The organism is Paraburkholderia kururiensis (assembly GCF_034424375.1).
GTDB lineage: Bacteria > Pseudomonadota > Gammaproteobacteria > Burkholderiales > Burkholderiaceae > Paraburkholderia > Paraburkholderia kururiensis_A.
Window position 1 is genome coordinate 3,021,960 of record NZ_CP139965.1, and the last position, 18,221, is coordinate 3,040,180.

Below are 18,221 nucleotides of genomic sequence, written 5' to 3' on the forward strand. Positions count from 1 at the left end.
TCACACCCGCTGCGTTTCTTCGAGGACAGGGCGAAAAGCGGCTTGCCCCAGATCTTTTAGATGCGGCATCACATGGTCGGAAAACAGCTTCACCGACTTCACGACGTCGCTGTGCGCCATGTCGCCGAACACGTAGCTGCCGATCAGGTAGTTGAGCCCACCATCGGCGATCTGGCTGGCGAGTTCCTTCGTGACCGTTTCGGGCGAGCCCACCACCGCGTGACGGCTCGCAAGCAGCGAGTCGAAGTCGGGCGGCAGCTTCGCGTTGACCGGTTCCGTACCGTGCTTTCGCCACAGCCGGATGAAGTTGCTGAAGAACGTCGGCCATGCTTTGCGACCGATCTCGAGCGCAGCCTCGTCCGTATCGGCCACGATGATGTAGCGGTTCACGCCGATCAGCGGCAACTGGTCGTGACCATCGTGCGTCTTGCTCCACTCTTCGCGATAACGGTCCGTGACCGCACGGATTCGTTCGACCGGACCGCCGCACACGATGTTGATGCCGCGCTGCGCGGGCCACACCGTCGAATCCGGCGACGCGAGCGCGTACCACACCGGCGGATGCGGATATTGCAGCGGCTTGATCTCTACCGGGACGTCGTCGAATTGCCAGAACTGGCCCGCGAAATTCAGTCGGTCGGAAGCGAAGAACCGCTCGATGACGTCGAATGATTCCGCATACATCTTTCCGGCATTCGCGGCATCGATGCCCATTGCCGCGAGTTCATGCGGAGACGCGCCGCGGCCAATGCCGAACTGGAAGCGGCCCTGGCTCAAGTGATCGAGCATGCAGATCTCTTCAGCAAGCCGCACCGGATGATGAATGGGCAGCAGATAAACGAGCGGACAGAGCCGGAGATGGCGCGTGCGCTGCGCGATAGCCGACATCAACACATTCTGCGACGGCGTCATGCTGAGCGGTGTCGCGTGATGCTCGCTCGTGTGATAGCAGTAGAAACCGTTGGCGTCGAACAGCTCCGCAAGCTGAAGACGCTCTTCGTACTGCTGCGCGAGCGGACGGCCGCTCCTGTCGTTTTGATCGAAAATGCCGAATTTCATGAGGGTTCCTTATTGATGTCCGGGCTATCACGCGGATGGCTGACGGGAAAAAACCTGAAAGATCTGCCTTTCGGCATCGAGGAAGACCAGCACCCTGCCGTGGGAGCCCATGTCGCGCTCCGACACGAACTCGCCGCCGGCGGCTTCGACGCTCTCCCGAATTCCGTCGACGCTATCCGCCTCGAAAACGACGACGCTGCCCGTCGCGCGAGGCGCGGCCTCCTCTACGGAACTCAGCGCGAAGTTCGAACCGCCCACGCCGAACTGCAGCCATTTCGAGCCGTCCCGAAACTTCAGCGTGAGCCCCAAGGCGCGCTCGTAAAACGCCTGCGCCTTGTCCATGTCGCGTACGACCGTGTAGACGCTTTGAATCTTCTGGATCGCCATGCCTGCTTCTCCTGACTGGAAAACGACCGCCGTCGCGGCCCCATGCGGCCGCACTGTTTTTGCGTCGGTGTTCGTGTTATATTGTTGAACGCGTGGTGCATAGTTGTATTATGCGCCGTGTGCGCGGCCTGTCAATGCAAGGGCGCGGGGTGCTCAACGCGTGCAAAAATGCGGGGAACGGTCGCAAAACGTTGTGGGAGCAGGGGTTGCGCGCCGCGGCGCGCGCCATGGCTTGCGTGCGAGGCCCGGGTTAATCCCTAGACGAACGCATGCATTTGACTTGCTGGAATTGACGAGAAATGGAACAACCAGACACTTCAGAACCGGTTGAAAAGAACGAGCGGCGCGGTATTCAGTCCGTCGAAATCGCTTTCCGGCTATTGATGGCATTGCAGAACACGCAGCAAGCCCTGCCGCTCAAAGAGATCGCGACGCGCGCGGAGATGACACCCAGTGCCGCAAACAACTATCTCGTGAGTCTCGTGCGCACGGGTCTTGCCGCGGCGGACGAGAAACCGGGCTACTACAGGCTTGGCCCGGCGGCACTGATGCTGGGGGTCAGCGCAACGCGGCAGATCGACGGCTTCGACGTGGTGCGGGGCGAATTGGGAAAATTGCGCGACGCCACGCAGTGCAGCGGGGCCATCACGATGTGGACGACCGATGGCGTGTTGAGCCTCTTCAAACTCGAAGGACAGCAGCGCGGCGCATTCGAGCTACGCACGGGTCTGATGTCGTTGCTCTCGACGGCAGCAGGCAAGGTGTTCGCCGCGAGCCTGCCGCTCGCCGTGACGCGACCGTTTCTCGAACAGGAACTGGCCTCACGCAAAGCAGGCGGCGACGCGATCGAAACATTCCACGCAGACGTGATGCATGAACTGCAGGCGAACGGCTACGCAACCATGCGGCGTTCGGACATTGCGGGCTACGCGTCTATTGCGGCGCCGGTCATCAACTGGACCGGCGACGTCAAGTTCGTCATCAGCCTCGTCGGGGCCGACACCGTGCTGGACTTCGAGCCCGGTTCGAAGCATGTGGTCGCACTGCTCGAATCCGCGGCACGGGCGACCGCCCTGCTGGGTGGTCGCCCCCGCTCGCAGAGCGACGCGGCGAACTGATGCGCTCGCGCGCGGGGCGGCGCAGTGTGCTCAAGCGGAGACAGCGAGCGACGCAAGCCGGTGCAGCACCGCATCAGCGGCCGCGCCCGCCGATGCGGGGTTCTGCCCCGTGACGAGGTTGCCGTCGATCACTACGTGGCTGCTCCACGGCGCGCCCGCTTCGAACAAGGCGCCGGCAGCGCGCAGACGATCTTCCAGCAACCAGGGTGCGTTGGCGGCAAGACCGACTTGCGTCTCTTCATCGTTGGTGAAGGCGGTCATTCTTCTGCCTTTGAACGCCCAGTCTTGAGCGTCGCCCGCGGACAGGAAGCTCGCCTGCCCGTGGCATACCGCTGCAACGACCTGTCGCTCGTTATGAAGTGCCGCTTGCAGGAGCCTGCCTACGCCTGCGTCGACTGCGAGATCCTGCATGGGGCCGTGTCCGCCCGGCACGAACACGGCGTCGAAGTCGGCAGCGTTCACGTCCTCTGTGGGCAATGGCGCGCGCAGGGCATCGGCAAAGCGCTCGAGGTAAGACGCCAGTTCGGCGACTTTTTCGGTATCGCCTTGATTGGCCTGCGGCGAGAGGCTCAAGGCATCGACAATCGACGGCTTGCCGGCCGGCGTAGCCAGTGTGATGCGGGCGCCGGCCCGTACGAAGATGTCATGCGGCGTGACGAACTCTTCGGCCCAGAAGCCGGTTGGACGTTGCGTGCCGTCTTTCTGTGTCCATGTTGTCGCGCCAGTCAGAATCATCAGGATGGAATGCATGTGCGTTGTTCGCCTTGAAGTGATGCCCGTGGGGCCGGCCCGAGTTTCGTCAGGAAATGTGGAGCAGCGGCCATCAGGCAGTGGATCGGGTATGCGTCGGCTAGTGTCGACCGTGCCGGTAATCGCGTAAATGAATGCACCGCGATTTCTCAATTCCTGTATCCGGAACGCCATGTGGAGAAGCGCATGAACCGATTCGAAGCGTTGCGAATTTTTTGTGTAGCCGCCGAAAGTGCCAACTTCCGGGCAGCTGCCACACGAATGGGCGTGTCGCCGCAGGTCATTACGCGCGTGATGCGGGAACTGGAAGCGGAGTTCGGCGAGCCGCTCTTTCATCGCAGCACGCGTGGGGTGCGGCTCACACACGTCGGCGAGCGGCTCGCCTCAAAGAGCGCCGCCGCGATTGCAGGCATTGACGAAATCTTTGCGCATGGTGCCGCTCACGCCCCTCGCGAGCTCGCCGGCACGGTGAGGATTGCCGCTCCGACCGCACTGGGACGGCGCGTCATCACACCAGGGCTCGCGCCGCTCGTCGCGAGTCATCCGGGTCTTGTCGTGGATTTACGTTTGTCGGAAGTGCTCGCCGATGTCGTCGACGAACGAATCGACATCGGCGTACGCATCGGGCCGATGCGCGATAGCAGCCATGTTGCGAGAGCGGTATCGGGCGCATCGCTGGTGATTGTCGGCTCGCCGGAACTCGTGGTGCGATGGGGCGCCCCCGAAAGCCAGACGGCACTGGAGAAGGCTCCGCTCACCATGCTGATCGACCGCAATACCGGCCGCCCATGGCCATGGTTGCTGAACGGCGCAGAACCTTTCGTACCGTCGAATCCAGTATTCGTCACCGACGATCCGGAAGCGGAATGCGAAGCCGTGCTGGCCGGCATGGGTTTCGGCCAATTGCCGGGGCATCTCGCCACGCCGCTGTTGCGTGAAAAGCGCCTTGTCCCGGTTCTGGAAACATTGCGCCCGGCGGCCGCCGTCATGTACGTGTACCGGCCCTACCGGACGCCGATGCCGGCACGCGTGCGCGTGGTTTTCGACTCATTGTGTCAGTTGCTGGACAATTGCGAGGAGCCGCTACCTGCCCAGGCGAGACTGCATCGCAGGGCCGCATTACGCCACGACCCGGAGAAAAGTGAACCGGAATTGTGACGAAACTGATGGTTCAGCCAGGAGGTATCGACCGGCTTTTCGATTCCTCCGGACTTCGCCATGAAATCGACGATTCGGCCCGCAGGGACCTCAGCTACTCTCTGAACGGTCGGGGCTTCGAAATGCGCTGTACTGGACTTGGAGCACAACAGCAAGTCGTGGGTGGCGGCCACTGTCGGTCACAAATCAGTAGCAAGCTGTGCGGAGATCTAATAGGGCAGTCCCGTAAGGCAGGACAACCGGTCTTCTGGGGTTGAACACTCGACACGATAGATCACACGAAAAAAGAAAGAAGACGGACTGAGTTTGGACAAGATCCGGCTATGACACTGAACCCATCCCCAGAGCCCCGAATATGCCATCAAGGAACTGATCGCCTTCTATTGGCGCGTGGAGCCTGTTCTTTTCGAAATGGCTTGCAAAGCCCGTGTGGACGGCGAGTGAAACAGCGATGCTGTGTGCCGGCTTCGCGCCGAATGAGCGTTCCGTGGATAGCTGCGGACCAGCTGTCAGTCAGGGCAATGTTTTCGTGGACGGTTCGCCGCGCGGCGCGACGTCGAAGACCTCATCGAGGAATACCGCGCGATGGTCGCTGAAATGACGCGCGCGCTCGTCGAGGCAACCATTGCAGCCGACAGGGCCGCCGTAACCTACGAGTGCGCGCATTCGGAAGCGGTCGATGCGCATGTGCAGCAGGTTGCTCGCTCGGCGCTGGCGCAGTGCGGAGAAGCCATGGCGCGCGCCGTTGCGGCGGCCGGCGGCGACATCATCGAGGCGGAACTGCGACGCCTGGCTGAGCCGTTCAGGGCTACCATGCGGGGGGAACTGGCCGCTGTGGTGGGCAGCGTCGATCTGGGCGCACTGGCGCAGCAGGACCGGCTGGGTACCTGCGGGTGGGCTCGTGAAGGGCGTACTGGAAGGAAGATTTGCTCCCTCTGCGCTCAATACGATGCTACACAGTAGGCAGGTGACCCCTGAACTCGAAGGTGCCCTCCAGGCCCTGCGTCCGTTTCCATTGCCTGTCCGGTCTGCCAGTCGCGGGCCGTGGCCCGATCGATCCGGAAGCTGTCTGACACGCTGCGGGAAATACGCTATCGCTGCGAGAACGAGGAACGTGGCCACGTCTACATTGCGCACCTCGAAGCGGTACGCACAGTTGTGCCCTCCGCCACCATCATTCAGCCGGTACACGGTCGCACGGGGCTTAGCCGAACGGCACTGAAGATTGCGAAGAAGACTCTCTGCCATGGGGTTGAGGACGAAAAAAAGTACCCGACATTTTCGGCGATCTTACGGGATTTTGCGAGACTAGCTGGAGCTTCAGATTCGCCGCAAAGCCTTGTACAGCTTGGCTTTGCGGGATTTCTTGGAACTACTCGGGAAGGCGTTCTGGCGGAGAGAGGGGGATTCGAACCCCCGATAGGCTATTAACCTATACACGCTTTCCAGGCGTGCGACTTAAACCGCTCATCCATCTCTCCGGCGGGACGCGAATTATAGCAGAGTCCTCGTGCCCGGCACAAAGGGTGCCGCATGCCCGTCAGGGGTGGCGAATGTAGTCCACCAGCGCCATCGTGTAAGCGTCGGGTTTGAGGTCCAGCAGACTCACCGCGATGGCCACGAGGAAGCCCGCCGGCACGCCGAATACGCCGGAGCTGATCGGCTCGATGCCGAACCATCGCGGGCCTGCGAAGCCCGTCAACTGGGTGAAGAACGGATAGGTCGCAACGATGTAGTAGACGCAGACAGCGAGCCCCGCCACCATGCCCGCCACTGCGCCGAGCCGTGTCGTGCGCTTCCAGAACACGCCCAGCACGAGCACAGGAAAGAGGCTCGACGCCGCGAGCGAGAACGCCGCCCCCACGAGGAAGAGGATGTTCCCCGTGTTGAGCGACGCCACCCACGACGCGAACAGCGCCACGCCGAGCAGCAGGATTTTCGATATCGTCACGCGCCGCTGGCTCGACGCGCGCGGCGCCACCATGTGGTAGTACACGTCGTGCGAGAGCGCGTTTGCGATCGTGAGCAGCAGGCCGTCGGCGGTCGAAAGCGCGGCGGCCAACGCGCCCGCCGCAATGAGCCCTGACATCACGTACGGCAAGCCCGCAATCTCCGGCGCTGCGAGCACTACCATGTCGGGCTGCATCTGGATCTCGCTCCAGCGCACGAAGCCGTCGCCGTTCACGTCGGTCACGCTGATCAGGTAAGGCTCGACGCGATGCCATTCGATCACCCATCGCGGCAGATCCGCGAATCGCTGACCGACAAGGTTTGTCAGAATCTCGTATTTGATGAGCACGGCCAGCACCGGCACGGTCAGATAGAACAGCGCGACGAAGACGAGTGTCCAGCCCACGGATCGACGTGCCGACGCCACCGAGGTCGTCGTGTTGTAGCGCGTGAGAATGTGCGGCAGGCTCGCGGTGCCGAGCGAGAGGCACAGCAGCAGCGAGAGGAAATTGCGCTCGTGCGTGCGGCGCGCTTCTTCGGTGGCCGCGGGGAACGGCTCGCGCATCGGCACGGGCGCCGCGGCCCGCGCGAGCAGGTCGTCGCGATTGCGGGTCCACACCACGCGTGCGGCGTCGGCGTCGCGCGGGAATGCCGCCAGCGCGCGCTCATGGGCATCGATCTGCCGCAACGGTCCGTTGTGTCGGCGCAGATCGTTGAGTTCATCGACGATGCGCCCGCGCTCCTTCACGTACGACTGCGGCAGCGTGTCGAGCTTCGTCTGCCATTGCTGTGCGTCGAGCCGGTACTGCTCGCGCACGCTTTCCTCGCTGCGCGCATCGCGCACGTTCTGCTCGAGGCCTTCCACGCGCGCCATGAGCCGCCCGTAGTTGAATTGCGGAACCCAGCCGAGCCCGTCCTTGTGTGCGATCAGCGAGACCGGAATGAGGATCGCGGCGATCAGGATGATGTACTGCGCCACTTGCGTCCACGTCACCGCCCGCATGCCGCCCAGGAACGAGCACACCAGGATGCCCGCGAGCCCGCAGAAGATGCCGATCGCGAAGTCCACGCCGATGAAGCGCGTCGCGATGAGCCCCACGCCCTGGATCTGCGCGACGAGATAGACGAACGAGCACAGAATCGCGGCGGCCGCGGCCAGTCCCCGCACGAGATTGCTGGAAAAGCGCGTGCCGAGAAAGTCGGGAATCGTGTAGCGCGCCAGCTTGCGCACGTAGGGCGCAAGCAGAAAGGCCACGAGACAGTAGCCGCCGGTCCAGCCCATCATGTAGGCGAGGCCGTCGTAGCCGGTGGCATAGATCGACCCCGCAAGTCCGATGAACGACGCAGCCGAGAGCCAGTCCGCCGCGGTGGCCATGCCGTTGAACACGGACGGCACACGCCGCCCGGCCACGTAATACTCGACGAGGTCCGACGTGCGCGACAGCAAACCGATCACCGCATAAACGGCGATCGGCACGAACAGGAACACGTAGCCGATCCACATGCCCGGCCCGGTGGTCAACTCGACGCGCCACAGCGCATAGATGAAGGCGAGAAAGCCGACCGTATAGAACGCGTAAGAGCGGATAAGACGATGGACGAGCTTCATGCGCTGGGCTGGCGTTGACCGGCCAGCGCAGCGGCCTCTTCGTTGAGCGCGGTCTGGAGCACGCGATCCGCGCGCTGCATCAACACGATGTAGACGGCGATGAGCGCGAGGTACACGAGGATGGCGCCTTGCGCGCCCAGATAGAACGGCAGGCTGAAGCCCGCGAAACGCACATTGGCGACATGGGGCGCCACGAGCGGTACGACGAACGAGACGAGAAACCCCATCGTCATCAGCACCGCGATCAGCGCGACGTTGAAGCGCCAGTAACGACGATGCGCGCGTGCCATGGCCTGCGTGACCACGGGCGGCTCGGGCAAGGGATTGATCGGGGTTCGGGAGGAAAGGTGCGGCGCGGCCATGCGCCTATTTAGCAAAAACGCGCTGCGCAGGCAATCGGGATTGTCCGCGCAGCGCGCTTTTTGGCCTCTTGTTTGCGTCAGGCCGGTGGATCAGGTTGCTGCTTCAAGCCATTGCTTCACGCCGACTCGCCGAGCTGTTCGAGAATCGCGGGGTTCTCGAGCGTGGACACGTCCTGCGTAATCGCCTCGCCCTTCGCAAGGGAGCGCAGCAGGCGTCGCATGATCTTGCCCGAGCGCGTCTTGGGCAGGTTCTCGCCGAAGCGGATGTCCTTCGGCTTGGCGATCGGCCCGATCTCCTTGCCTACCCATGCGCGCAGTTCGTTGGCGAGCTTCACGGCTTCCTCGCCCTGCGGACGCGCCCGCTTCAGCACCACGAACGCGACGACAGCCTCGCCCGTCGTGTCGTCGGGGCGACCCACCACAGCCGCTTCCGCCACGATCGGATTCGCGACGAGCGCGGACTCGATCTCCATGGTGCCGAGGCGGTGGCCGGAAACGTTCAGCACGTCGTCGATGCGGCCCATGATCGTGAAGTAGCCGGTCTCCTTGTCCCGCACGCTGCCGTCGCCCGCGAGATAGAGCTTGCCGCCCAGTTCCTCGGGGTAGTAGCTCTTCTTGAAGCGCTCCGGGTCGCCCCAGATGGTTCGGATCATCGAAGGCCACGGCCGCTTGATAACGAGAATGCCGCCCTGCCCGTTCGGCACGTCCTGGCCGGTTTCGTCGACGATCGCTGCCGTGATGCCCGGCAGCGGCAGCGTGCACGAGCCCGGCACGAGCGGCGTTGCGCCCGGCAGCGGCGTGATCATGTGGCCGCCTGTTTCCGTTTGCCACCACGTGTCCACGATGGGGCAGCGCGCACCGCCCACGTTCTCGTGGTACCAGACCCAGGCTTCCGGATTGATCGGCTCGCCCACCGTGCCGAGAATGCGCAGGCTCGACAGGTCGTAGCTCTTCGGGTGCACCTTCGCATCCGCTTCCGCGGCCTTGATGAGCGAACGGATGGCCGTAGGGGCCGTGTAGAACACGTTCACCTTGTGCTTCGCGATCATGTCCCAGAAGCGGCCGGCGTTCGGATAGGTCGGCACGCCTTCGAACACCACCTGCGTGCCGCCCATCGCGAGCGGGCCATAGGTGATGTAGCTGTGACCCGTGATCCAGCCGATGTCGGCCGTGCACCAGAAGACGTCCGTGGGCTTCCAGTCGAAGGTCCACTTCATGGTCTGCGCCGCCCACAGCAGGAAGCCGCCCGTGCTGTGCTGCACGCCCTTCGGCTTGCCGGTGGAACCGGACGTATAGAGGATGAAGAGCGGATGCTCGGCGCCTACCCACTCGGGCGCGCAGGTATCGGACTCGTTCGCGACGATCTCGTGCATCCAGAGGTCGCGGCCTTCGTCCCACGCCACCTTGCCGCCCGTGCGGCGATAGACGATCACGCTCTTCACCGCATCGCAGCCGCCCATGGCGAGCGCTTCGTCGGCGATGTTCTTGAGCGGCAGCGCCTTGCCGCCGCGCATCTGCTCGTCGGAGGTCACGAGCGCGGTAGCGCCCACGTCCACGAGCCGCTCGTTGAGCGACTTCGACGAGAACCCTCCGAACACGACAGAGTGCGTCGCGCCGATGCGCGCGCAGGCCTGCATGGCGACGATGCCTTCGATCGACATCGGCATGTAGATCACGACGCGGTCGCCCTTCTTGATGCCGCGCTTCTTGAGCGCATTGGCGAAGCGGCACACGCGCGCGAGCAGATCGCGATACGTGACCGGGGTGACGGCGCCGTCGTCGGCCTCGAAGATCACGGCGACGCGATCGCCGTTGCCCGCTTCGACGTGGCGGTCGAGACTGTTGTACGACGCGTTGAGTTCGCCGTCTTCGAACCACGTGTAGAACGGCGCATTCGACTCGTCGAGTACCTTCGTGAAAGGCTTCTTCCACGTGAGCGTCTCGCGCGCAAGACGCGCCCAGAAACCTTCGTAATCGCGCTCCGCTTCCGCTACGAGCGCAAGGTAGGCATCCATGCCGGGCACGGATGCGCTCGCCGTCATGGCGGCGGGCGGCGGAAACACACGGCGTTCCTGAAGAACCGATTCAATCGCAGACATCGACTACCCCTTGGTGAAGATGAAACGTGAAACCGTTGTGGCGCGCATGCTGCGCGCCGTATCTTTGGCGGCACCGCTCATGGCGGACCGTCCGTATTTGTCTCCAGCCCTCGCGCATGGCGTCCGTGAAATGCTCGACGAGCCAACCGGCCGATGCGCCGCGAGGCGGCACCGCATGCGGCGCTGCATCATGGCAGAACCGCGGCGGCTACCGCCCCGTCCGCCTGTAACGATAAGCGCGGTAACTTACCGAGCACTTACGCGAGCGCACCGCTCACCTGCGCGGGCACTGGCTTCAGCACATGCGAGGTCGCGCTATACGCCTTCGTAAGCAGGCTCTTACAATGCTAACTGACCTGCCCACCGGATTGAAGCTTGAACCGATACGCCCTCTTTCTCATCGCCGCCATGCTGCTCGTGGGCAGCAACGTCGGTATCGGCAAATCCATTGTCGCCTTTGTTCCCGTCCCCTTCTTTGCGCTGCTGCGTTTCGTAGTCGCCATGGCTGTGCTGTGGCCGCTCCTGCGCCTGTCGAAGATGAAACAGGTGAGACGGGGCGAATGGTTCAATCTGTTCCTTCAGGCGCTCTTCGGTACATTCGGGTTTACGCTGCTCATGCTCAACGGCGTCCATCGCACGAGCGCGGTCGCGGCGGGCGTGATCACGAGCACCATTCCAGCCGTCGTCGCGCTGTTTTCGTGGCTATTCCTGCGCGAGCGGCCGGACGGCCGCGCGCTCGCGTCCATCGCGCTCGCCGTGGCGGGCATCGTGGTCATCAACCTCGCGCACGCCGGCGATGCGTCGAGCGGCGAGGCACCGTCTTCGCTGACGGGCAACCTGATGGTGCTCGGCGCCGTATGCTGCGAGTCGTTTTACGTGATCTTGTCGCGGCGCCTTACGCAGACTCTCGCGCCCATCGACATCTGCGCCTACACGCATTTTTTCGGCCTGCTGCTCATGCTGCCCTTCGGCATCGCGCCGCTCGCGCAGTTCCACTTCGCCGCCGTGCCGACCGGCATCTGGGCGCTCGCGCTCTGGTATGCGCTGTCGGCCAGCATCTTTTCCTTCTGGCTATGGATGAAGGGAATCCGCCACGTGCCGGGCAGTCTGGCCGGCGTGTTCAGCGCGGTATTGCCGGTGGCCGCGGCGGCCTACGGCATCGTGTTTCTCGGCGAGCGGCCGACGCTCGCGCACGGCGTGGCCCTCGCGTGCGTGGTGGCAGGCATCGCGCTCGCGAGCCTCAAGAGCAAGCGGGTGCCGTCCATAACGCCCTGATCGATCGCGGATGACCACGGCGCCTGCACGACTGCATCGACAACAGGAAGCATGACGCGCGTCGCCCGCGTCGCGGCGGCCGACGTCCGCCACGCTGTACAATAACGCGCCCGCCGCGCAGCGCTCTTCATGTGTGCCGCCGGCCCCGAACCGCGAATTGCGGCGCGCAGCACCGGCGAATCGCCGGCTCGCCGGCGCCACCTGCCTATACCGCCACTGTCTATGTCCGCTGCACGTCCCGACCCGCGAACCGGCGCCCGCCGGCCCATGCGTCCGCTCCCGAGGCTCGTTTTCATGAGCCGCTGGCTGCAGGTGCCGCTCTATCTCGGCCTCATCGTCGCGCAGGCGGTGTACGTGGTCCTGTTCCTCAAGGAAGTCTGGCATCTGGTGACGGCTTCCATGTCACTCGACGAGACCAGCATCATGCTGATCGTGCTCGGCCTGATCGACGTGGTGATGATCTCGAACCTGCTCGTCATGGTGATCATCGGCGGCTACGAGACGTTCGTGTCGCGGCTCGGCGTGGAAGGCCACCCCGACGAGCCCGAATGGCTCGATCACGTCAACGCCGGCGTGCTCAAGGTGAAGCTCGCCATGGCGCTCATCAGCATCTCGTCGATCCATCTGCTCAAGACGTTCATCAATCCGGACCAGCACTCCACGCACACGGTGATGTGGCAGGTGATCATCCACGGCGCGTTCCTCGTGTCGGCGCTCGTGATGGCGTGGATCGACCGGTTGACCACGAGCACGCATCCCGAGCACTTCCACGAACTCGCGGCGCGTCAGCCGACAGCGGCAACGCAGGCCGCCATCGATACACAACACTGAATTCGCCGGCATGGCGCGGCGAACGACGCCGTGCCATGCCGGCACAACGTCGTTCCCGTCCCCACTGAGCCTAGTCATGACCGTCATCAAACAGGAAGACCTGATCCAGAGCATTGCCGACTCTCTGCAGTACATCAGCTACTACCATCCGCTCGACTACATCCAGGCGCTCGGCCGCGCCTATGAACTCGAACAGAGCCCCGCGGCGAAGGACGCGATCGCGCAGATTCTCACCAACAGCCGCATGTGCGCCGAAGGCCACCGGCCCATCTGCCAGGACACGGGCATCGTGACGGTGTTCGTGAAGGTGGGCATGGACGTGCGGTGGGACGGCGCGACCATGAGCGTCACCGACATGATCAACGAGGGTGTGCGCCGCGGCTACACGCATCCCGACAACGTGCTGCGCGCCTCGATCGTGAATCCGCCCGAGGGCGCGCGCAAGAACACGAAGGACAACACGCCGGCCGTGATCCACTACGAGATCGTGCCGGGCGACAAGGTCGACGTGCAGGTCGCGGCCAAGGGCGGCGGCTCCGAAAACAAGTCGAAGTTCGCGATGCTGAACCCGTCCGATTCGATCGTCGACTGGGTACTCAAGACCGTGCCGACGATGGGTGCGGGCTGGTGCCCGCCGGGCATGCTCGGCATCGGCATCGGCGGCACCGCCGAGAAGGCGATGCTGATGGCCAAGGAATCGCTGATGGACCCGATCGACATTCAGGAGATCATCGCGCGCGGCCCGCGGGACTGGATCGAGGAACTGCGCGTCGAACTGCACGAGAAGGTCAACGCACTCGGCATCGGCGCCCAGGGTTTGGGCGGCCTCGCTACCGTGCTCGACGTGAAGATCATGGCTGCACCGACACACGCCGCGTCCAAGCCGATCGCCATCATCCCGAACTGCGCGGCCACGCGTCACGCGCACTTCACGCTCGACGGCTCGGGCGTCGCGAAGCTCGAACCGCCCTCGCTCGACGCCTGGCCGAAGGTCCAATGGCAACCGAACACGGAAACGAGCAAGCGCGTGGACCTCAACACGCTCACGCCTGAAGAAGTCGCAAGCTGGAAGCCGGGCCAGACGCTGCTGCTCTCGGGCAAGATGCTCACGGGCCGCGACGCCGCGCACAAGCGCATCGCCGACATGCTCGCGAAGGGCGAGAAGCTGCCCGTGGACTTCACGAACCGCGTGATTTACTACGTCGGTCCGGTCGATCCGGTGCGCGACGAAGTGGTAGGCCCGGCCGGCCCCACCACGGCCACGCGCATGGACAAGTTCACGGAAATGATGCTGGCACAGACCGGACTTATCTCGATGATCGGCAAGGCCGAGCGCGGCCCGGTGGCCATCGAGGCGATTCGTAAGCACAAGGCCGCTTACCTGATGGCCGTGGGCGGCGCGGCGTACCTCGTGTCGAAGGCGATTCGCGGCGCGAAGGTGCTCGCATTCGAAGACCTCGGCATGGAAGCCATTTACGAGTTCGACGTGCAGGACATGCCCGTGACCGTGGCCGTCGACTCGACCGGCACGTCGGTGCACCAGACCGGTCCGAAGGAATGGCAGGCGAAGATCGGGAAGATTCCGGTCGCCACGGCCTGAGCCGGGGCGCGAATCGCGCTCTGCATGGCCGTCTGAATCGCAGTGCCCGCGAGGGCACATGCAAGATGCCGGGGCCAGTCATAGCGGCTGGCCCCGGTTCGTTCGGGAAGCGTCAGTAAGGCCCGCCGGCCTTGGCTTTTGCGATTTCAGCGTTTATCGTTGAAAACCTCAGCCCAAACGCCGGTCGGAATCCTGCCGAAGACCCAAAAAGACACAAGGAACATCACCATGCAAGGCGACAAGAAAGTCCTCGAATACCTGAACGCCCAGCTGAAGAACGAACTCACCGCGATCAACCAGTATTTCCTGCATGCACGGATGTACAAGCATTGGGGGCTCGAGAAGCTCGGCAAGCACGAGTACGACGAGTCGATCGGCGAAATGAAGCACGCCGACTGGCTGATCGAGCGCATTTTCATGCTCGACGGACTGCCGAACCTGCAGGACCTGCACAAGCTGCTCGTGGGCGAGGAAACGAAGGAAATCCTCGAATGCGACCTGAAGCTCGAACAGGGCTCCCAGGCCACCTGCAAGGAAGCCATCGTGTATTGCGAGTCGGTACGCGACTTCGTTTCCCGCGAAATCTTCGTGAAGATTCTCGACGACACCGAAGAGCACATCGACTGGCTCGAAACCCAGCTCGATCTCATCGACAAGGTCGGCATCCAGAACTACCAGCAGTCGGCCATGGGTTCCGCCGAATCCTGATGCGCCGAATCCCGATATGAGCCCGAACCTGGGCGCGCTCGCGCCCGCCTCCCCTTCCGGCCCGTCCCTCGCGCGCCAGGCACCGATCGGCATCTTCGATTCGGGTTTGGGCGGCCTGTCCGTCTTGCGCGCCGTGCACGCAATGCTGCCCGCCGAATCGATCGTCTACGCCGCCGATTCCCGCTATGCGCCCTACGGCGCGCGCGACGCGGACTTTATCGCCGACCGCACGCTCGCGATCTGCTCGTGGCTCGTGGCGCAAGGCGCGAAGGCGCTCGTGGTGGCGTGCAATACGGCAACGGCGGAGTCGATCGCCCTCGTACGCGAGAAGCTCTCCGTGCCGCTCGTCGGCGTGGAGCCTGGCATCAAGCCGGCCGTACAGCAGTCGAAGTCACGGGTGGTGGGCGTGCTCGCCACTCAGGTCACGCTCGCAAGCGCGCGCTTTCAAGCCTTGCTCGAACGCCACGGCGGCGATTGCCGCTTTCTGTGCCAGCCCGGGCACGGACTCGTGGAGGCCATCGAGCGCTGCGACGTCGGCTCGCCCGACCTGCACGCGCGGCTGCAAGGCTACCTCGCGCCGATGCTGGAGGCCGGCGCGGACACGCTCGTGCTGGGCTGTACGCACTATCCGTTTCTCGATGCCGCCATCCGCGACATCGTGGGCGAGCGCATGACGCTCATCGATACGAGCGTGGCCATTGCGCGCCAGCTCGAGCGCGTGCTTGGCCAAAACGACCTGCTGGCAGCCCCCGACGCGTCCCTGTCGATACCGCGGTTCTGCTCCACGGCCGACGGCGCCCACCTGCGCCAGATGGCGCTCACGCTGCTACATATCGACGCACCGGTCGAACGCGTCGATATTCCATCGCGACGGACCGCGACGGCGCCGCAGGCGGCCTGAGGCGTTCCGCGCTGCCGAAGGCACACGCCGGTCGCCGCGCCGGTGGCCCGCAAGGCGCGCCGCCGGCCCAAGCGGGCGACCGCGGGAAGGCCGCCCGGCGCGCCCGCGCCACTCCCGGCGGGCCCATACAGGCGGCCTCCGGCCCGCTCCGCCCCCATGTGAGTGGTTTCGTTACAAAAATCCCCTTCCGGGGAAAGGGCCGGGACTTGCCAAATGCGCCCAACATAATGATAATAATTCGCATTACCGTTAGCTATCGCTCCAAGCCATGATCGTCTGCGTCTGCAAGTCCGTTTCCGACCGGAAGATTCGCGCGTCCATCGCGGAAGGCGTCGACACGTTCGAGGAACTCCAGTTCGAGCTCGGCGTAGCGACGTGCTGCGGCAAGTGCGAGGAAACCGTCCGCCAGACCATGGCCGAGAGCGGTGTCTGTGCGAGCCAATGCGGCGTGGCGCACGACCGGCCGGCCGCGCAGCCCGTCACGGCCGCAGTCACGTTCTACGGCCGCAAGGCGGCATGACGCGTCTTCGGCGCACCACACCGGGCAGCGCAACGACCCGCGAGCCATGCAGCCGAAACCGCAAGCGCAACGTCGGCATCGTGTTGCGCCACGAGACCTGATTACACGTTTCACCAAAGCGCCGCGTCGAAGCGCATGACGTAACGGCCACACGCGTAACGCCGCGCTTCACTTCACCACCGACAGCAAGCCAGTTCCGGAACCAGCCAGCTGACGCTCATTCTCGACGAGGAGTCCGGGATGGAATTGCTGATGGGTTTCGTCATGACGCTGTGCATCTCTTTGCTGATCTTCCACAAATGACGCCGCACCTTGCGAAAAGCCGCCCTTTCGACGCACGCCCGGCCGCGCGACCACGCTAACATGCAGGTTTTCAGTCTCCATGCCGGCATGAACCCGGCCCCCTCTTTTCGCATGAAGCCCCGCGTTGTCGTTGCGGTCGCGACTGTGGCCGCCATCCATGCCGCGCTGCTGGCCGTCGCGCTGCGCGTGCGCAACGACAACGCGCAGCCGCTCGCGCTCCAGTCGCACACCATTACTGCCGAGTTGCTGCGGCCCGAACCCGCGGCGGCTCCGGCTGCGATCCAGTCGACGCCGGAGCCTAAGCCCGCGCCGCCTGTCGCGCGCGAAAAGACCAAAATGCCGTCCAAGCCTCAACAAAAGGTGATGCCCAAGCCTGCCCCGACGCCGTTGCCTCAAGCGGCGGCGCCGTCGGCCCAGGAGGCGACGCCCGCGCCGGCTCCCGTGGCCACGCCGGCACCTGCCGCCACGTCCGCGGCTCCTTCGGGCTCTGCCGCCGCACCGTCCTCGTCTGCGAAGCCGGCCATGGCCCTGAACGCGCCTCGCAACGTCTCGCACCTGGATTGCCGCATCGCCCAGCCCGACTACCCTGCGCTCTCCAGGCGCCGCGGCGAGACAGGCATCGCGTACGTGCGCTTCGTGGTGGGCCTCACGGGCTCGATCGAGAACATCGAGCTGAAGAAAAGCAGCGGTTACAGCCGGCTCGACGACGCGGCGCTCGACGCCATGCGCGACAGTGCCTGCAAGCCGTACCTGGAAAACGGCGAGCCGGTGCGCGCCGCCTACACCCAGCCTTTCGACTTCAGCCTGCACGACTGAAGCCGCTTTTGCCGAGACCGGCACGCAAAACAAGAGGATCGAAATGCAGAACTACGGTATCGCCCACGTCTGGGCGCAAGGGGATTTCGTGACGCGTGGCATCGCCATCGCGCTCACGGTGATGTCGGTGCTGTCGTGGAGCGTGATCGCGCTGAAAGGCTGGAACGTGATGCGTCTGAAACGTCTCACGAAGCACGCGGAGCAAGCCTTCTGGCATTCCGACGATTTCGCCGACGGCGTGCGCAAGCTCGGCAGCGGCTCCCGCGCCGACAATCCGTTCCTCGCGCTGGCGCTCTCGGGCCAGGAAGCCTCCGAGCATCATCATCAGACGCAACCGCATCTGCACGATCGCATGGACGTATCGGACTGGATCACGCGCTGTCTCAACGACACGATGGACGAAGCCATCTCGCGCATGCAAAGCGGGCTCGCGGTGCTGGCGTCGGTGGGTAGCACCGCGCCGTTCGTCGGCCTGTTCGGCACGGTGTGGGGCATCTATCACGCGCTGCTCACCATCGGCGCGACAGGCCAGACGTCCATCGACCAGGTGGCCGGCCCCGTGGGCGAAGCGCTCATCATGACCGCGTTCGGCCTCTTCGTCGCGATTCCCGCCGTGCTTGGCTACAACGCGCTCACGCGCGCCAACAAGTCAGTGGTGAGCAAGCTGAAGCGCTTCGCGCACGGCCTGCACGCGTTCTTCGTGACAGGCACGCAGCTCTCGTCGTCGAAGAACAATCTGCGGCTCGCCGCGCGCGGCCAGTAACGAGAGGCGAGG

19 protein-coding genes and 1 tRNA gene are annotated in these 18,221 nt (G+C 64.2%); 12 read left to right on the forward strand and 8 right to left on the reverse strand.

The window, feature by feature from the left end; translation table 11 throughout:
- Together U0042_RS13385 and U0042_RS13390 are read right to left on the reverse strand one after the other, a co-directional pair.
- Complete coding sequence (locus U0042_RS13385) at positions 1-1,059, reverse strand: LLM class flavin-dependent oxidoreductase (RefSeq protein WP_114810364.1); 1,059 nt, start codon at positions 1,057-1,059, stop codon at positions 1-3.
- A 27-nt stretch (positions 1,060-1,086) separates the two neighbouring features.
- Positions 1,087-1,446, reverse strand: a complete 360-nt coding sequence (locus tag U0042_RS13390; RefSeq protein ID WP_114810363.1) for a VOC family protein — start codon at positions 1,444-1,446, stop codon at positions 1,087-1,089.
- Positions 1,447-1,745: 299 nt separating this feature from the next.
- Here U0042_RS13390 and U0042_RS13395 point away from each other — a divergent pair, with 299 nt between their 5' ends.
- Entirely contained in the window at positions 1,746-2,564 is an 819-nt protein-coding gene (locus U0042_RS13395) for an IclR family transcriptional regulator (protein ID WP_114810362.1), read from the forward strand.
- A 30-nt stretch (positions 2,565-2,594) separates the two neighbouring features.
- On the opposite strand, the gene U0042_RS13400 is transcribed toward U0042_RS13395, so the two are convergent.
- Positions 2,595-3,314 (reverse strand): type 1 glutamine amidotransferase domain-containing protein, encoded by a 720-nt coding sequence (locus U0042_RS13400; RefSeq protein ID WP_114810361.1) that lies wholly within the window; start codon positions 3,312-3,314, stop codon positions 2,595-2,597.
- 186 nt (positions 3,315-3,500) lie between these two features.
- On the opposite strand from U0042_RS13400, the gene U0042_RS13405 reads away from it, so the two are divergent.
- From U0042_RS13405 to U0042_RS29965, 3 genes are all read left to right on the forward strand, one after another.
- Positions 3,501-4,472, forward strand: a complete 972-nt coding sequence (locus U0042_RS13405) for a LysR family transcriptional regulator (RefSeq protein WP_198665264.1) — start codon at positions 3,501-3,503, stop codon at positions 4,470-4,472.
- 585 nt (positions 4,473-5,057) lie between these two features.
- On the forward strand, positions 5,058-5,435 hold the full coding sequence (locus U0042_RS13410) for a hypothetical protein (protein WP_114810359.1): 378 nt from the start codon (positions 5,058-5,060) through the stop codon (positions 5,433-5,435).
- A 51-nt stretch (positions 5,436-5,486) separates the two neighbouring features.
- Entirely contained in the window at positions 5,487-5,903 is a 417-nt protein-coding gene (locus tag U0042_RS29965) for an ogr/Delta-like zinc finger family protein (RefSeq protein ID WP_419150527.1), read from the forward strand.
- Here U0042_RS29965 and U0042_RS13415 read toward each other — a convergent pair.
- The 4 genes from U0042_RS13415 to acs all read right to left on the reverse strand — a co-directional run bounded on the left by U0042_RS13415 (position 5,863) and on the right by acs (position 10,492).
- A tRNA-Ser gene (locus tag U0042_RS13415) sits at positions 5,863-5,953 on the reverse strand. The genes U0042_RS29965 and U0042_RS13415 overlap by 41 nt on opposite strands.
- Before the next feature lie 59 nt (positions 5,954-6,012).
- Complete coding sequence (locus U0042_RS13420) at positions 6,013-8,031, reverse strand: sodium:solute symporter family protein (protein ID WP_114810357.1); 2,019 nt, start codon at positions 8,029-8,031, stop codon at positions 6,013-6,015.
- Positions 8,028-8,393 (reverse strand): DUF4212 domain-containing protein, encoded by a 366-nt coding sequence (locus U0042_RS13425; RefSeq protein WP_114810356.1) that lies wholly within the window; start codon positions 8,391-8,393, stop codon positions 8,028-8,030. The genes U0042_RS13420 and U0042_RS13425 overlap by 4 nt, the downstream gene beginning before the upstream one ends.
- Before the next feature lie 116 nt (positions 8,394-8,509).
- The gene (gene acs / locus U0042_RS13430) at positions 8,510-10,492 is read right to left on the reverse strand and encodes an acetate--CoA ligase (RefSeq protein WP_114810355.1); all 1,983 of its coding nucleotides are present in this window, start codon (positions 10,490-10,492) and stop codon (positions 8,510-8,512) included.
- A gap of 375 nt (positions 10,493-10,867) precedes the next feature.
- On the opposite strand from acs, the gene U0042_RS13435 reads away from it, so the two are divergent.
- From U0042_RS13435 to U0042_RS13460, 6 genes are all read left to right on the forward strand, one after another.
- Complete coding sequence (locus U0042_RS13435) at positions 10,868-11,767, forward strand: DMT family transporter (RefSeq protein WP_114810354.1); 900 nt, start codon at positions 10,868-10,870, stop codon at positions 11,765-11,767.
- A 222-nt stretch (positions 11,768-11,989) separates the two neighbouring features.
- Entirely contained in the window at positions 11,990-12,598 is a 609-nt protein-coding gene (locus U0042_RS13440) for a TIGR00645 family protein (protein WP_114810353.1), read from the forward strand.
- 76 nt (positions 12,599-12,674) lie between these two features.
- On the forward strand, positions 12,675-14,198 hold the full coding sequence (locus U0042_RS13445) for a fumarate hydratase (RefSeq protein WP_114810352.1): 1,524 nt from the start codon (positions 12,675-12,677) through the stop codon (positions 14,196-14,198).
- Between the two features lie 228 nt (positions 14,199-14,426).
- Complete coding sequence (bfr, locus tag U0042_RS13450; protein ID WP_114810351.1) at positions 14,427-14,906, forward strand: bacterioferritin; 480 nt, start codon at positions 14,427-14,429, stop codon at positions 14,904-14,906.
- 16 nt (positions 14,907-14,922) lie between these two features.
- Positions 14,923-15,807 (forward strand): glutamate racemase, encoded by an 885-nt coding sequence (gene murI / locus U0042_RS13455; RefSeq protein ID WP_114810350.1) that lies wholly within the window; start codon positions 14,923-14,925, stop codon positions 15,805-15,807.
- 268 nt (positions 15,808-16,075) lie between these two features.
- Entirely contained in the window at positions 16,076-16,327 is a 252-nt protein-coding gene (locus U0042_RS13460) for a (2Fe-2S)-binding protein (protein ID WP_114810349.1), read from the forward strand.
- A gap of 168 nt (positions 16,328-16,495) precedes the next feature.
- Here U0042_RS13460 and U0042_RS13465 read toward each other — a convergent pair whose 3' ends face one another.
- Complete coding sequence (locus U0042_RS13465; RefSeq protein WP_157977801.1) at positions 16,496-16,711, reverse strand: hypothetical protein; 216 nt, start codon at positions 16,709-16,711, stop codon at positions 16,496-16,498.
- Between U0042_RS13465 and U0042_RS13470 the strand changes: the two genes are divergently transcribed.
- Complete coding sequence (locus tag U0042_RS13470) at positions 16,691-17,446, forward strand: energy transducer TonB (protein ID WP_114810348.1); 756 nt, start codon at positions 16,691-16,693, stop codon at positions 17,444-17,446. The two genes, U0042_RS13465 and U0042_RS13470, sit on opposite strands and share 21 nt — an antisense overlap.
- 43 nt (positions 17,447-17,489) lie before the next feature.
- Positions 17,490-18,209 (forward strand): MotA/TolQ/ExbB proton channel family protein, encoded by a 720-nt coding sequence (locus U0042_RS13475; protein WP_114810347.1) that lies wholly within the window; start codon positions 17,490-17,492, stop codon positions 18,207-18,209.
- Positions 18,210-18,221 lie beyond the last annotated feature (12 nt).

Excerpts from the sequence above, each read along its gene's own strand:
- bfr (WP_114810351.1), top strand. The coding sequence starts at position 14,427 with ATGCAAGGCGACAAGAAAGTCCTCGAATACCTGAACGCCCAGCTGAAG.
- U0042_RS13425 (WP_114810356.1), bottom strand. The coding sequence starts at position 8,393 with ATGGCCGCGCCGCACCTTTCCTCCCGAACCCCGATCAATCCCTTGCCC.
- U0042_RS13400 (WP_114810361.1), bottom strand. The coding sequence starts at position 3,314 with ATGCATTCCATCCTGATGATTCTGACTGGCGCGACAACATGGACACAG.
- acs (WP_114810355.1), bottom strand. The coding sequence starts at position 10,492 with ATGTCTGCGATTGAATCGGTTCTTCAGGAACGCCGTGTGTTTCCGCCG.
- U0042_RS13385 (WP_114810364.1), bottom strand. The coding sequence starts at position 1,059 with ATGAAATTCGGCATTTTCGATCAAAACGACAGGAGCGGCCGTCCGCTC.
- U0042_RS13475 (WP_114810347.1), top strand. The coding sequence starts at position 17,490 with ATGCAGAACTACGGTATCGCCCACGTCTGGGCGCAAGGGGATTTCGTG.
- U0042_RS13410 (WP_114810359.1), top strand. The coding sequence starts at position 5,058 with ATGGTCGCTGAAATGACGCGCGCGCTCGTCGAGGCAACCATTGCAGCC.
- U0042_RS13405 (WP_198665264.1), top strand. The coding sequence starts at position 3,501 with ATGAACCGATTCGAAGCGTTGCGAATTTTTTGTGTAGCCGCCGAAAGT.
- U0042_RS13390 (WP_114810363.1), bottom strand. The coding sequence starts at position 1,446 with ATGGCGATCCAGAAGATTCAAAGCGTCTACACGGTCGTACGCGACATG.
- murI (WP_114810350.1), top strand. The coding sequence starts at position 14,923 with ATGAGCCCGAACCTGGGCGCGCTCGCGCCCGCCTCCCCTTCCGGCCCG.
- U0042_RS13420 (WP_114810357.1), bottom strand. The coding sequence starts at position 8,031 with ATGAAGCTCGTCCATCGTCTTATCCGCTCTTACGCGTTCTATACGGTC.
- U0042_RS13440 (WP_114810353.1), top strand. The coding sequence starts at position 11,990 with ATGTCCGCTGCACGTCCCGACCCGCGAACCGGCGCCCGCCGGCCCATG.
- U0042_RS13445 (WP_114810352.1), top strand. The coding sequence starts at position 12,675 with ATGACCGTCATCAAACAGGAAGACCTGATCCAGAGCATTGCCGACTCT.
- U0042_RS13395 (WP_114810362.1), top strand. The coding sequence starts at position 1,746 with ATGGAACAACCAGACACTTCAGAACCGGTTGAAAAGAACGAGCGGCGC.
- U0042_RS13465 (WP_157977801.1), bottom strand. The coding sequence starts at position 16,711 with ATGGAGACTGAAAACCTGCATGTTAGCGTGGTCGCGCGGCCGGGCGTG.
- U0042_RS13470 (WP_114810348.1), top strand. The coding sequence starts at position 16,691 with ATGCAGGTTTTCAGTCTCCATGCCGGCATGAACCCGGCCCCCTCTTTT.
- U0042_RS13460 (WP_114810349.1), top strand. The coding sequence starts at position 16,076 with ATGATCGTCTGCGTCTGCAAGTCCGTTTCCGACCGGAAGATTCGCGCG.